The 13176-nt window shown below is 70.7% G+C and carries 11 protein-coding genes; 7 read left to right on the forward strand and 4 right to left on the reverse strand.

Annotated elements, in window-relative coordinates; genetic code table 11:
* Positions 1 to 25 precede the first annotated feature (25 nt).
* The 4 genes from ACIBG7_RS09870 to ACIBG7_RS09885 form a co-directional block, all read right to left on the reverse strand.
* Positions 26 to 1270 carry an arginine deiminase gene (locus ACIBG7_RS09870; RefSeq protein ID WP_357924253.1) on the reverse strand — a complete coding sequence of 415 codons (1245 nt, stop codon included), beginning with the start codon at positions 1268 to 1270 and terminating at the stop codon, positions 26 to 28.
* A 3-nt stretch (positions 1271 to 1273) separates the two neighbouring features.
* Positions 1274 to 2692, reverse strand: coding sequence for an amino acid permease (locus ACIBG7_RS09875; protein WP_357924255.1), 1419 nt, complete (start codon positions 2690 to 2692; stop codon positions 1274 to 1276).
* Between the two features lie 168 nt (positions 2693 to 2860).
* Positions 2861 to 3103 (reverse strand): DUF3040 domain-containing protein, encoded by a 243-nt coding sequence (locus ACIBG7_RS09880; protein ID WP_357924256.1) that lies wholly within the window; start codon positions 3101 to 3103, stop codon positions 2861 to 2863.
* A gap of 61 nt (positions 3104 to 3164) precedes the next feature.
* The gene (locus ACIBG7_RS09885) at positions 3165 to 4073 is read right to left on the reverse strand and encodes a F0F1 ATP synthase subunit gamma (protein ID WP_357924257.1); all 909 of its coding nucleotides are present in this window, start codon (positions 4071 to 4073) and stop codon (positions 3165 to 3167) included.
* A gap of 140 nt (positions 4074 to 4213) precedes the next feature.
* On the opposite strand from ACIBG7_RS09885, the gene pyrR reads away from it, so the two are divergent.
* Genes pyrR through ACIBG7_RS09920 form a run of 7 tightly spaced genes read left to right on the forward strand, consistent with a single transcriptional unit; the run spans position 4214 to position 13173 of the window.
* Positions 4214 to 4759 (forward strand): bifunctional pyr operon transcriptional regulator/uracil phosphoribosyltransferase PyrR, encoded by a 546-nt coding sequence (gene pyrR / locus ACIBG7_RS09890; protein ID WP_397335798.1) that lies wholly within the window; start codon positions 4214 to 4216, stop codon positions 4757 to 4759.
* The gene (locus ACIBG7_RS09895) at positions 4756 to 5670 is read left to right on the forward strand and encodes an aspartate carbamoyltransferase catalytic subunit (RefSeq protein WP_357924260.1); all 915 of its coding nucleotides are present in this window, start codon (positions 4756 to 4758) and stop codon (positions 5668 to 5670) included. The genes pyrR and ACIBG7_RS09895 overlap by 4 nt, the downstream gene beginning before the upstream one ends.
* Entirely contained in the window at positions 5670 to 6959 is a 1290-nt protein-coding gene (locus tag ACIBG7_RS09900) for a dihydroorotase (RefSeq protein ID WP_357924262.1), read from the forward strand. Before ACIBG7_RS09895 ends, ACIBG7_RS09900 begins: the two co-directional genes overlap by 1 nt.
* Complete coding sequence (gene carA / locus ACIBG7_RS09905) at positions 6956 to 8062, forward strand: glutamine-hydrolyzing carbamoyl-phosphate synthase small subunit (protein WP_357924264.1); 1107 nt, start codon at positions 6956 to 6958, stop codon at positions 8060 to 8062. Before ACIBG7_RS09900 ends, carA begins: the two co-directional genes overlap by 4 nt.
* Complete coding sequence (gene carB, locus ACIBG7_RS09910) at positions 8049 to 11333, forward strand: carbamoyl-phosphate synthase large subunit (protein ID WP_397335799.1); 3285 nt, start codon at positions 8049 to 8051, stop codon at positions 11331 to 11333. Before carA ends, carB begins: the two co-directional genes overlap by 14 nt.
* A 30-nt stretch (positions 11334 to 11363) precedes the next feature.
* Complete coding sequence (locus tag ACIBG7_RS09915) at positions 11364 to 12215, forward strand: dihydroorotate dehydrogenase electron transfer subunit (RefSeq protein ID WP_357924267.1); 852 nt, start codon at positions 11364 to 11366, stop codon at positions 12213 to 12215.
* Entirely contained in the window at positions 12205 to 13173 is a 969-nt protein-coding gene (locus tag ACIBG7_RS09920) for a dihydroorotate dehydrogenase (RefSeq protein WP_357924269.1), read from the forward strand. The genes ACIBG7_RS09915 and ACIBG7_RS09920 overlap by 11 nt, the downstream gene beginning before the upstream one ends.
* Positions 13174 to 13176: the final 3 nt, after the last annotated feature.

Genomic DNA, 13176 nt, shown 5'->3' on the forward strand with positions numbered 1-13176 from the left:
GACGGTCCCCCGGGTCCTCTGGAAGTCAGATGCCGTCACGCTCGAGCGGGCAGCTCATGCAGCGGGGTCCGCCGCGGCCGCGGCCGAGCTCGCTGCCGCGGATCTCGATGACCTCGACGCCGTTCTTGCGCAGGAAGTTGTTGGTCGTGGTGTTGCGCTCGTAGGCGACCACCACGCCCGGCTCCAGGGCCAGCACGTTGCAGCCGTCGTCCCACTGCTCGCGCTCGGCGGCGAAGACGTCCTGCGTGGCGGTGAGGATCTTGATGTCGTCCAGGTCGAGCGCCCGGGCGATGGCCTTGTTCATGTCCTCGGCCGGGTGGTCGGTGATCTTGAGTTCCTTGTCGTTGTCACCGGGCTCGATGGTGAAGGACGGGAGCTGGTCCAGGCCGGCGTACTTGGTGAAGACGCCGACGTCGACCATGGTCATCACGGTGTCGAGGTGCATGAAGGCGCGCTTCTTCGGCATGTTCAGCGCCACGATCTTCTTGGCGGCGCCCTTGGCGAAGAGGTTCTTGGCGAGCATCTCGACCGCCTGCGGCTGGGTGCGCTCGCTCATCCCGATCAGTACGGCGCCGCGGCCGATGACCAGCACGTCGCCGCCCTCGATGGTGGCCGGCGCGGCGGCCTGGCCGGGCATCCAGACGTTGAAGCCGCCCGACTCCGGCTTGCCGTACCCCTCGGCGAACAGCGGGTGCCAGCGGTAGATGGCCTCCAGGTTCACCGTCTCCCGCATGCGGGCCTTCTTCTTCATGGCGTTGATGGAGACGCCGTTGTAGACCCAGCACGAGGTGTCGCGGGTGAACAGGTGGTTGGGCAGCGGCGGGAGGATGAAGTCCTCCTCGTCCAGGGTGTGGAAGGCGACCGACTTGGGGTCGACGCCGCGTTCCTGCAGTTCCAGCTTGGTGATGCCGCCGGTCAGGAAGGGCTGCAGGTCGGCGGCGGGCATCGCGTCGAGCAGGTTGCGGATGGCGTCGGTGGCCAGCGGCCCGAGCCAGCGCTCGTCGATGATGCCCTCGAGGATGTGCTTGCGGGCCTCGGGCAGGTCGATGACCTCGCGCAGCAGGTCGGCCAGGAGGTAGACGGTGACGCCGCGGTCGCGCAGCACCTGCTGCCACTCCTCGTGCTCCTCCAGGGCCCGCTGGACCCACAGCACGTCGTCGAAGAGCAGGTCGGCGGCGTTGGTCGGGGTCAGGCGCTTGAGGGCCAGCTCCGGCTTGTGCACCAGGACCTGGTAGAGCTTGCCAACCTCGGAATCGACATGAAAGGTCATCTTCTATCCCTGTGCAGGAGTGGTTTCGCGCGGGCCGTACTCGCCCCGCTTGGACTTGACCCAGATGTAGACCGGGATGCCGACGAGCAGCATGAGGAAGCCGATGAAGATCGCTTCCTGGCCGGCGCCGTAGGTCATCCAGAAGGCGAACAGGATGGCCACCAGCGAGACGGCGAGGTCGCGGGTCAGGCGCGCGCCCTCGACCCGCCGGCCGCGGGTGACGAGCCAGAACAGCTGGGCGCAGGCCGAGAAGAAGTACGGGATGACGGTGGTGAAGGTGGCGATCAGCAGGATGAAGTTGAAGCCGTCCTCGGTGCCGAAGTAGTTGTACAGCGCCACCAGCGAGGTCAGGGCGGTGCCGAGCACGATGCCGAACCAGGGGGCGCCGCGCCGGTTCTCCTTGGCGAAGACGCGGGGGAACATGCCGTCCTTGGCCGCGGCCAGCGGCATCTCGGCGACCAGCATGGTCCAGCCGTTGATGGCGCCGATGCCGGAGATGATCGCGCAGACCGCCATGATGCCGCCGCCGATGCTGCCGCCGAACATGTTGTTGATGGCGTCGGCGAAGGGCGCGCTGGACTCGGTCAGGTCGCCGTGCGGGACGGTGCCCATGATGGCGACGGTGGAGAGCATGTACATCGCGGCGCAGATGAGCACCCCGTAGACGCTGGCCCGGCCGATGTTGCGGGTCGGGTTCCTCACCTTCTCCGCCACGATGGTGACGCTCTCGACGCCGGAGTAGATGAACAGCGCGAGCGCGCCCGCGGTGGACAGCGCGGCGATCCAGCTACCGCCGGTGGCGTTGAACGGGCCGAAGTTGGCCGACTGGACGAAGAACAGGCCGACGACGCCGACGAAGAGCAGCGGGATGAACTTCAGGATCGTGGTGACCAGCGCGAAGGCGCCGATGTTCTTGACGCCGGTGAGGTTGATCAGCGCCGGGATCCACAGGGCCACCATCGCCAGGGCGAGCTGCCCGCCGAGGGAGTTCCAGTTCAGGAAGTAGTTGACGTAGTTGACCCAGACGACGGCCATGGCGGCGTTGCCGAGCCAGGCGGTCAGCCAGAAGGACCAGGCGTTCCAGAAGCCGGTGAACTCGCCGAAGGCGTCGCGGGCGTAGGCGTACGGCCCGCCGCCGGCCGGGATGCGGGCGCCGAGCTTGCCGAAGACCACGGCCAGCGCGATCGCGCCGAGCGTGACGATGGCCATCGAGACGATGCTGACGGTGCCGAAGGCGGCCAGGGAGGCGGGGAGCAGGAAGACGCCGGTGCCCACGATGTTGCCGACCACGAGGGAGATCGCCTGGGGCAGGCTCAGCTTGCCGCGTTCGGCGGCCACCTCGGCCGCTTCGTCGTCCCTGAGCCGAGCTTCCTCGGCCGCGAGACCGCCTTGCGGCGGTCGATCCCCCGTCGGTGCCGCCATGTCCGCCCCCTTGCCCGGAAACAACCGGAAATCACCGGAATCACGGGATCCCGGGAGTCCCGGAGCTCACCGGAATCCCGGAAATCACGAAAGTCGCACGCGTTTATGCATGCGACGCTCCGTGACGTGCCCGGCACTGAGGGTGCTACACGATGGTTGGTGGGGAAATTACCTGGTCACGACGTGCGGGAGGGACTCGGGGGAGCCGGCCACGATCATGGCGGCGGCGAAGACGGCGAGGCAGACCACGATCAGCGCCACCGGCCAGAGCTCGCGGCTGCTGACGATCCGCTCGGAGGTGACCTCGCCGTCACCGTGCTCGCTGAACCGACGGGCGAAGGCGGGGTCGTCGGCGCGGAGCTGGCCCGCGATGGCCTCGAGAACCGACTGGTCGCGCGCGGACAGCGCCATAGGAACCTCCCCCGGAATGACTTGAAGGAGGTTTTATAGGAGTTTGTCCGGTTTTGGCAAATCATGGGCCGTGCTTGAGCGCTTCGGCACCGCCGACGATCTCCGTCAGTTCCGTGGTGATCTCGGCCTGCCGGGCGGAGTTGGCCTCCCTGGTCAGCGAGGCGATGAGCTCCCGGGCGTTGTCGGTCGCCGACATCATCGCCGTGCGCCGCGCGCCCCACTCTGAGGCGGCGGCCGAGAGCATCATGAACCAGATCCGCGAGCGCACGTACTTGCGCAGCATCTCGTCCAGCACGTCCTGCGCCGACGGCTCGAAGTCGTAGGGCGCCACCGCGACCGGCGGGCCGTCCCCGGTGACCTCCTCGACCTCCTCGACCTCCATCGGCAGGATCCGGTGCACCGTCGTGCGCTGCGTCAGCATGCTCACGAACTCGGTGTAGATCACGTGCACCTCGCCCACGCCGCCCTCGCGGGTCGGCCGGTCGAAGGCCTCGATGAGCAACTGCCCGATCTCGGCGGCCGTGGCGTACCCGGGCTCGCCGGACATCCCCGTCCACTGCCCGGCCAGCTCCCGGCCGCGGAAGCTGAACCACTCCACGCCCTTGCGGCCGACGACGTAGTACTCCGGCTGCTTGCCCTGCGCCAGCAGCAGCTCGGTCAGCGCCTGGCCCTGGCGGATCACCGAGTGGTTGTAGCCGCCGCAGAACCCCCGGTCGCTGGTGAGCAGCAGCACCGCCACCCGGGAGGTGTCCGGCCGCAGGTTCAGCAGCGCGTGGTCGATCGCCAGATGGTGGCTGACCAGCACCGAGACCGCCTTGGAGATCTCCCTGGAGTACGGCGCCGCGGCCTCCGCCCGGTCGCGCGCCTTGCCCACCCGGGCGGAGGCGATCAGCTCCTGGGCCCGGGTGATCTTCGCGGTCGAGCGCACGGACCTGATTCGCTGGCGGATCCGGCGTAGCTGAGCACCCACTGCGTCTCCCCGATGACGTTAGGTGATCAACGACCCTACCCCCGGCGCGTCGCAGCAGGTGGCGCCTGGTACTGTGTTTTCCGTCCAACACCCTTTTAATGACCCGTCCCGTGAGGCGGGAAAGGTGGTGAGTGTTTCCCATGTCCGAAATAGGCATGACGTCGCGGGCCGTTCTCGAAGGCCCCGACATCCACCGCGCACTGACGCGAATCGCCCATGAGATCCTCGAGCGCACCAAAGGCGCTCAGGATGTGATCCTGCTGGGCATCCCCACCCGCGGCGCCACCCTCGCCAAGCGCATCGGCGAGCGCCTGCGCCAGGTCGAAGAGGTCAAGGTGCCGGTCGGCGCCCTCGACATCACGATGTACCGCGACGACCTGCGCACCAAGCCCGCCCGCGCGCTGGGCCACACCGAGCTTCCCGCCGACGGCATCGACGACAAGGTCATCGTGCTCGTCGACGACGTGCTCTTCTCCGGCCGCACCATCCGCGCCGCCCTCGACGCCCTCAACGACCTCGGGCGCCCGCGTGCCGTCCAGCTCGCCGTACTGGTCGACCGCGGCCACCGCGAGCTGCCCATCAGGGCCGACTACGTCGGCAAGAACCTGCCCACCGCCAAGAGCGAGAAGGTCAAGGTCTACCTGGAGGAGAAGGACGGACGCGACGCCGTGGAGCTGATCAAGTGAACAAGCATCTCATTTCCGCGGCCGACCTCACCAAGGACGACGCGCTGCTGATCCTCGACACCGCCGAGGAACTGGCCAGGGTCTCGGAACGCTCCATCAAGAAGCTGCCGACCCTGCGCGGCCGTACGGTGGTCAACCTCTTCTTCGAGGACTCCACCCGCACCCGCATCTCCTTCGAGGCCGCCGCCAAGCGGCTGTCGGCCGACGTCATCAACTTCTCCGCCAAGGGCTCCAGCGTCTCCAAGGGCGAGTCGCTCAAGGACACCGCGCTGACCCTGGAGGCCATGGGCGCCGACGCGGTGGTCATCCGGCACGGCGCCTCCGGCGCCCCGCACCGGCTGGCCAACTGGGTGCGCGGCAGCGTGGTCAACGCCGGCGACGGTACCCACGAGCACCCCACCCAGGCCCTGCTCGACGCCTTCTCCATGCGCCGCCGCCTCGGCTCGCTGGAGGGCCGCAAGGTCACCATCGTCGGCGACGTCCTGCACAGCCGGGTCGCGCGCTCCAACGTGCTCCTGCTCTCGACGCTCGGCGCCGACGTCACCCTGGTCGCCCCGCCGACCCTGCTGCCGGTGTCGGTCGACACCTGGCCCTGCGCGGTCTCCTACGACCTCGACGCGGTGCTGCCCAAGTCCGACGTCGTGATGATGCTGCGCGTGCAGAAGGAGCGGATGAACGCCGCCTACTTCCCCAGCGAGCGGGAGTACTCCCGCCGCTACGGCCTCGACCGCGAGCGCTTCGCCAAGCTGCCGGAGGAGGCGATCGTCATGCACCCCGGGCCGATGAACCGGGGCATGGAGATCGCCGCCGAGGTGGCCGACTCGCCGCGCTCCACCATCGTCGAGCAGGTCGCCAACGGCGTGACCACTCGCATGGCCGTCCTGTACCTGCTGCTCGGGGGAGAGATCTGATGCTCATCCGCAACGTCCGCGTCCTGGGCGGCGAGCCCACCGACATCCTGATCGAGGACGGCGTCATCACCGCCCTCGGGCCCGGCCTGGAGACCACCGGCGAGGTGGTCGACGGCCAGGGCGCCATCGCGCTGCCCGGCCTGGTCGACCTGCACACCCACCTGCGCGAGCCCGGCCGCGAGGACGCCGAGACCGTCCGCACCGGCACCCAGTCGGCCGCCCGCGGCGGCTACACCGCCGTGCACGCCATGGCCAACACCATGCCGGTCGCCGACACCGCCGGCGTCGTCGAGCAGGTCTGGCGGCTCGGCCAGGAGTCCGGCTACTGCGACGTGCAGCCGGTCGGCGCGGTCACCGTCGGCCTGGAGGGCCGCCAGCTCGCCGAGCTCGGCGCGATGGCCGACTCGGCCGCCCGCGTCCGGGTCTTCTCCGACGACGGCAAGTGCGTGGACGACGCGGTGCTGATGCGCCGCGCGCTGGAGTACGTCAAGGCCTTCGACGGCGTCGTCGCCCAGCACGCCCAGGAGCCCAAGCTCACCGCCGGCGCCCAGATGAACGAGGGCGTCGTCTCCGGCCGCCTGGGCCTGGCCGGCTGGCCCGCGGTCGCCGAGGAGGCGATCATCGCCCGCGACTGCCTCCTGGCCGCGCACGTCGGCTCGCGCCTGCACGTCTGCCACGTCTCCACCGCCGGCTCGGTCGAGATCATCCGCTGGGCCAAGTCCAAGGGCTGGAACGTCACCGCCGAGGTCACCCCGCACCACCTGCTGCTCACCGACGAGCTGGTGGAGGAGTCGCCCAATGGCCCCTACAACCCCATCTACAAGGTCAACCCGCCGCTGCGCACCCACGAGGACGTCGCCGCGCTGCGGGAGGCCCTGGCCGACGGCACGATCGACGTCGTCGCCACCGACCACGCGCCGCACCCGGTCGAGGACAAGGAGACCGAGTGGGCCGCGGCGGCCATGGGCATGATCGGCCTGGAGACCGCGCTCAGCGTGGTGCAGGAGGCCATGGTCGACACCGGGCTGCTCGACTGGGCCGGCGTCGCCGAGCGCATGTCGGCCGCCCCGGCGCGCATCGGCCGGCTGTCCGGCCACGGCCGGCCGCTGGAGGTGGGCGCCCCGGCGAACATCGTGCTCTACGACCCCACCGCCCGCACCGAGATCCACCCGGCGCAGTTCGCCTCCAAGAGCCGCAACACCCCCTATGAGGGCCTGTCGCTGCCCGGCAAGGTCGTGGCGACCTTCCTGCGCGGCAAGCCCACCGTCCTCGAAGGGAAGCTTGCGTGACGCACGCCCTCCTCGTCCTGGAAGACGGCCGCGTCTTCCAGGGCGCTCCCTACGGCGCCGAGGGTGAGACCTTCGGCGAGATGGTCTTCAACACCGGCATGACCGGCTACCAGGAGACCCTCACCGACCCGTCCTACCACCGCCAGATCGTCGCGATGACCGCGCCGCACATCGGCAACACCGGCGTCAACGACGAGGACCCCGAGTCGTCGAAGGTCTGGGTCGCCGGCTACGTCGTGCGCGAGCCCTCCCGCGTCGTCTCCAACTGGCGGGCCAACCGCTCCCTCGACGACTACCTCAAGGAGCAGGGCGTCGTCGGCATCGCCATCCAGGGCACCCGCGCCCTCACCCGGCACCTGCGCGAGCGGGGCGCCATGCGCGCGGGCATCTTCTCCCACCCGGCCGAGCCGGTCGAGGCCCTGGTGGAGAAGGTACGGCAGGCGCCCGAGATGACCGGTTCGGCGCTCGCCGAAGAGGTCTCGGCGGCCGAGCCGTACGTCGTGCCCGCGATCGGCGCCAAGCGCTTCACCGTGGCCGCGATCGACCTCGGCATCAAGGGCATGACCCCGCACCGGATGGCCGAGCGCGGCTGCGAGGTGCACGTGCTGCCCGCCACCGCGACCTTCGAGCAGATCCAGGCGCTCGCGCCGGACGGCGTCTTCTTCTCCAACGGCCCCGGCGACCCGGCCACCGCCGACGTGAGCGTGCTCCAGAGCGTGCTCGCCGCCAAGATCCCGTTCTTCGGCATCTGCTTCGGCAACCAGATCTTCGGCCGCGCGCTCGGCCTCGGCACCTACAAGCTCCGCTACGGCCACCGCGGGGTCAACCAGCCGGTCCAGGACCGCCGCACCGGCAAGGTCGAGATCTCCGCGCACAACCACGGCTTCGCCGTCCAGGCCCCGCTGGACGCGCCGTTCGACACCCCCTTCGGCCAGGCCGAGGTGTCGCACGTCAACCTCAACGACGGCTGCGTCGAGGGCCTGCGGCTGCTCGACGGCACCGCCTTCAGCGTCCAGTACCACCCCGAGGCGGCGGCCGGCCCGCACGACGCGGCTTATCTCTTCGACGAGTTCTGTGAGGTCATGGCCCGTGCCCAAGCGTGAGGACATCAAGTCGATCCTGGTCATCGGCTCCGGGCCGATCGTCATCGGGCAGGCGTGCGAGTTCGACTACTCCGGCACCCAGGCCTGCCGGGTGCTGCGGGCGGAGGGCTTCCGGGTCATCCTGGTCAACTCCAACCCCGCGACGATCATGACCGACCCGGAGTTCGCCGACGCCACCTACGTCGAGCCGATCACCCCCGAGTTCGTCGAGAAGATCATCGCCAAGGAGCGCCCTGACGCGCTCCTGCCCACCCTGGGCGGCCAGACCGCGCTGAACACCGCGGTCGCGCTGCACGAGGCGGGCGTGCTGGAGCGCTACGAGGTCGAGCTGATCGGCGCCGACTTCGACGCCATCCAGGCCGGCGAGAACCGCGAGCGGTTCAAGGAGATCGTCGCCAAGGTCGCCCGCGAGCAGGGGCTCAACGCCTCCAGCGCCGAGTCGGTCATCTGCCACACCATGGACGACTGCCTCCGGGCGGCCGGCCAGCTCGGCTACCCGCTGGTGGTGCGGCCGAGCTTCACCATGGGCGGCGTCGGCTCCGGGTTCGCCTACAACGAGGAGGACCTGCGCCGCATCGCCGGCGCCGGCCTCGACGCCAGCCCGACCACCGAGGTGCTCCTGGAGGAGTCCATCCTCGGCTGGAAGGAGTACGAGCTGGAGGTCATGCGCGACAAGGCGGACAACGTCGTCATCGTCTGCTCCATCGAGAACATCGACCCGATGGGCGTGCACACCGGCGACAGCGTCACCGTGGCACCCGCGCTGACCCTGACCGACCGCGAGTACCAGAACATGCGCGACGTGGCCATCGCGGTCATCCGCGAGGTCGGCGTCGACACCGGCGGCTGCAACATCCAGTTCGCGGTCGACCCGCGGTCCGGGCGCATGATCGTCATCGAGATGAACCCGCGGGTGTCCCGCTCCAGCGCGCTGGCCTCCAAGGCGACCGGCTTCCCGATCGCCAAGATCGCCGCCAAGCTGGCGATCGGCTACACGCTCGACGAGATCCCCAACGACATCACCAAGGAGACCCCGGCCTCCTTCGAGCCGACCCTCGACTACATCGTGGTCAAGGTCCCGCGCTTCGCCTTCGAGAAGTTCCGCGGCGCCGACCAGACCCTCACCACCCACATGAAGTCCGTGGGCGAGGCCATGGCGATCGGCCGCTCCTTCCCCGAGGCGCTGCAGAAGGCGCTGCGCAGCCTGGAGAAGAAGGGCTCGTCCTTCTCCTGGGCGGGCGAGGTCGCCGGCAAGGACGAGCTGCTCGACGCCTGCCGTACCCCGCACGACGGGCGGCTGCGCACGATGCAGCAGGCCATCCGCGCGGGCGCGAGCGCCGCGGAGCTGTTCGAGTCGACCAAGGTCGACCCGTGGTTCATCGACCAGCTCTTCCTCCTCGACGAGGAGGCCCGCGCGCTGGCCGAGGCGCCGCAGCTCTCCGCGGAGGAACTGGCCCGCGCCAAGCACCTCGGCTTCTCCGACGCGCAGATCGGCGAGATCCGCGGCATGGACGAGTCGCGGGTGCGCGACCTGCGCCACGCCCTGGGCCTGCGGCCGGTCTACAACACCGTCGACACCTGCGCCGCCGAGTTCGCCGCCCGCACGCCCTACCTCTACTCGACCTACGACGAGGAGAGCGAGGTCCCGTACGGCGAGCGGCCCAAGGTGCTGATCCTGGGCAGCGGACCCAACCGCATCGGCCAGGGCATCGAATTCGACTACGCCTGCGTGCACGCCAGCTTCGAGCTGTCGCGCGCCGGCTTCGAGACGGTCATGGTCAACTGCAACCCCGAGACCGTCTCCACCGACTACGACACCTCCGACCGGCTCTACTTCGAGCCGCTCACCCTGGAGGACGTCCTGGAGGTGGTCCACGCCGAGCAGCAGACCGGCCCGGTCGCCGGCGTGATCGTGCAGCTCGGCGGCCAGACGCCGCTCGGCCTCGCGCAGGCGCTCAAGGACGCGGGCGTGCCCGTCGTCGGCACCTCGCCCGAGTCGATCCACCTGGCCGAGGAGCGCGGCGCGTTCGGCCGCGTGCTGGCCGAGGCCGGGCTGCCCGCGCCCAAGCACGGCACCGCGCTGACCGTCCGCGAGGCGCTCGACATCGCCGCCGAGATCGGCTACCCGGTGCTGGTCCGTCCCTCGTACGTGCTGGGCGGCGCGGGCATGGCGATCGTCTACGACGACGAGACGCTCACCACCTACATGGCCGCCCAGGAGGGCGGGCACCCGGTGCTGGTCGACAAGTTCCTCGACGAGGCCATCGAGATCGACGTCGACGCCCTGTTCGACGGCGAGGAGCTCTACCTCGGCGGCGTCATGGAGCACATCGAGGAGGCCGGCATCCACTCCGGCGACTCGGCCTGCACCCTGCCGCCGATCACCCTGGGCGGCGCCGACATCAAGCGCATCCGCGAGGCCACGCTCGGCATCGCGCGCGGGGTGGGGGTGCGCGGGCTGCTGAACGTGCAGTACGCCATGTCCGCCGGCGTGCTGTACGTGCTGGAGGCCAACCCGCGAGCCAGCCGTACCGTGCCGTTCGTGTCCAAGGCGACGGCGGTGCCGCTGGCCAAGGCGGCGGCCCGGATCATGATGGGCGCCACCGTCGCCGAGCTGCGTGCCGAGGGCATGCTCCCGGCCACCGGCGACGGCGGCGAGCTGCCGCTGGACGCCTCGATCGCGGTCAAGGAGGCGGTGCTGCCGTTCAACCGCTTCCGCGGCGTCGACACCGTCCTCGGGCCGGAGATGCGCTCGACCGGCGAGGTCATGGGCATCGACGCGCACTTCGGCATCGCCTACGCCAAGTCGCAGGCGGGCGCCTACGGCGAGCTGCCGACCAAGGGCCGCGCCTTCGTCTCGGTGGCCAACCGCGACAAGCGATCGATGATCTTCCCGGTGCGCGCGCTGGCCGATCTCGGCTTCGAGATCCTGGCCACCGAGGGCACCGCGGAGGTGCTGCGCCGCAACGGAGTCCATGCCAAGATCGTGCGCAAGCAGAGCGATGGGACCGGTCCCGCCGGGGAGCCGACCATCGTCCAGCGCATCCTCGACGGAGAGGTGGACCTGATCGTGAACACGCCGTTCGGCAGCCCGGGCCAGTCCGGGCCGCGCCTGGACGGCTACGACATCCGCACCGCCGCCGTGCTGCGCGGGATCCCGTGCATCACCACGGTCCAGGGGCTGGCCGCCGCCGCGGCCGGCATCCAGGCCATCGTGCGCGGCGATGTGGGCGTACGGTCACTGCAGGAGCACGCCCGGGCCCTCCGATAGGCAGGTGATGGATCTCTGGCCGCGACACCGGTGCAGGTGACCGGCACGGTGCTGACCACGCGCCGTGTCGACGCCTACCATGCCCTGACGGTCGTGGCCCCGGCGGTCGCCGACCGCTTCCGCCCCGGGCACTTCGTCTCGGTCGCGGTCGGCGGCGCGCGCAGCTCCATGCTGACCCGGCGGGCCTTCTCGGTGCACGACGTCAAGCCCGACTACGGCGGCACGGTGGAGCTGGTCTTCACCGTGCGCGGCCCGGGCACCGAGTGGCTGGCCGAGCGGCGGGCGCGCGACACCCTCGACCTGGTCGGGCCGCTGGGGCGGCCCTTCCCGGTGCCGCGCGACCCGGTCAGCGTCGTCCTGGTCGGCTTCGAGTACGGCTCGGCCGTGCTCTTCCCGCTGGCCGACAAGCTGCTGGAGCGCGGCTGCCGGGTCGACTTCGTGCTCGGCGGCGCCTCGGCCGACCGGGTGTTCGGCGCGATGCGCGCCCGCCGGATGGCCGAGACGGTCACGCTGGCCACCCTCGACGGCTCGCTCGGGCTGCGCGGCGAGGTGGCCGACACCCTCGCGGCCGTGGTGGGCGACACGCACGCCGACGTCATCTACGCCTGCGGGCCGATGGACACGATGCGCGCGGTCACCGCGGTGGCGATCAAGTACGGGATCCCGGTGCAGATCGTCGCCGAGGAGGCGATGGCCTGCGGCATCGGCATCTGCATGACCTGCGTGCTGCCGGTCATCGGCGACGACGGCGTCACCAGGATGGTGCGCGCCTGCGCCGAGGGACCGGTCTTCCGCGGCGAGCGGGTGCGCTTCGAGGACGTCGGCACGATCCCCTTCGACGCGCACGGCGCGCCCGGGGGAGGGGCCCGCAATGTCAGTTGACATGCGGACCTTCCTGGCGCACATCGAGCTGGCCAACCCGCTCATGACCGCCGCCGGGTGCGCGGGCAACGGCCGGGAGCTGGCGCAGTTCTTCGACCTGCACCGGCTCGGCGCGCTGGTCACCCCGTCGATCACCATGGCGCCCCGGGCCGGGCGGCCCACGCCGCGGATGGCCGAGACGCCCTCCGGGCTGCTCAACGCCGTGGGGCTGCAGGGGCCGGGCATCGACGCCTTCCTGGAGCGCGACCTGCCCTGGCTGGCCCAGCGCGGCATCAAGACGGTCGTCTCGGTCGGCGGCGGCACGGTCAACGAGTACGCCGCGCTGGCCCGGCGGCTGGCCGACGCGCCCGGCGTGACCGCGGTCGAGGTCAACCTGGCCTGCCCGAACATGGAGGACCGCGGCCGGGTCTTCGCCCGCGAGGGCGGCTCGGCCGCCGAGGTGGTCGGCACGGTCCGCTCCATCCTGGCCGGCGACGTGCCGGTCGTCGCCAAGCTCTCGCCGGACGTGGCCGACATCGTCTCGGTCGCCCGCGCCTGCGTCGACGCCGGCGCGGACGCGCTGTCGATGATCAACAACCCGATCGGCATGGCCATCGACACCCGCACCCTGCGCCCGGCCCTGGCCGCCGGCACCGGCGGGCTGTCCGGGCCTGCCGTGCTGCCGCTGGCCGTGCGCTGCGTCTGGCAGGTCTACGCCGCCCTGCCCGGCGTCCCGGTCATCGGCGTGGGCGGCGTCGCCAGCGGGGCCGACGCCCTCCAGCTAGTCCTGGCCGGAGCCTGCGCCGTCGGCGTGGGCACCGCCCTGTTCCACGACCCCTACGCGTGCCTGCGCATCGAGCGCGAGCTGGCCGACCTGCTGCAGGCGCGCGGCTTCCACCGCCTGGCCGACGCCGTCGGCCTGGCCCACCGACCACCAGGCGCCGCCACGCGGCACCTGCACGAGGAGAGTTCCCTGTGACGC

The sequence above is a fragment of the Nonomuraea sp. NPDC050328 genome (genome assembly GCF_044459405.1).
Lineage (GTDB): Bacteria > Actinomycetota > Actinomycetes > Streptosporangiales > Streptosporangiaceae > Nonomuraea.

Bases quoted from the DNA above. Each gene is read 5' to 3' on its own strand.
- ACIBG7_RS09870 (WP_357924253.1), bottom strand. From the start codon at position 1,270: ATGACCTTTCATGTCGATTCCGAGGTTGGCAAGCTCTACCAGGTCCTG.
- ACIBG7_RS09875 (WP_357924255.1), bottom strand. From the start codon at position 2,692: ATGGCGGCACCGACGGGGGATCGACCGCCGCAAGGCGGTCTCGCGGCC.
- ACIBG7_RS09880 (WP_357924256.1), bottom strand. From the start codon at position 3,103: ATGGCGCTGTCCGCGCGCGACCAGTCGGTTCTCGAGGCCATCGCGGGC.
- pyrR (WP_397335798.1), top strand. From the start codon at position 4,214: ATGTCCGAAATAGGCATGACGTCGCGGGCCGTTCTCGAAGGCCCCGAC.
- ACIBG7_RS09900 (WP_357924262.1), top strand. From the start codon at position 5,670: ATGCTCATCCGCAACGTCCGCGTCCTGGGCGGCGAGCCCACCGACATC.
- ACIBG7_RS09920 (WP_357924269.1), top strand. From the start codon at position 12,205: ATGTCAGTTGACATGCGGACCTTCCTGGCGCACATCGAGCTGGCCAAC.